Here is a 201-nt window from a genome sequence, read left to right as displayed (position 1 = left end):
GCGGGCCCCGCGTTCCAGGTACTGGTCGTACCAGTCCATCTCGCGGACCAGGGCTTCGGCAACCTCGGGGGTTTCAGCCCGAGACGTCAGCATGTAGATCGCGTCGCGCACTTCCGTGACTTCGGAGAACATCACCGTGGCGCCTGCGCGGATCAGCAAGTCCGAGGCGTAACCCAGGGCTGGGTTCGCGGTGATGCCCGA

General features: G+C 65.7%; 1 pseudogene. It reads right to left on the bottom strand.

From position 1 onward, the window contains the following. Positions 1-201, bottom strand: a pseudogene (locus PSTU_RS20230) (UxaA family hydrolase); the annotation flags it as partial.

It is taken from the genome of Stutzerimonas stutzeri SDM-LAC (assembly GCF_000235745.1).
Taxonomy (GTDB): domain Bacteria; phylum Pseudomonadota; class Gammaproteobacteria; order Pseudomonadales; family Pseudomonadaceae; genus Stutzerimonas; species Stutzerimonas stutzeri_H.
The sequence above is the reverse complement of the archived record's forward strand: the minus strand, read 5'-3'. Positions and strand labels throughout refer to the sequence as shown.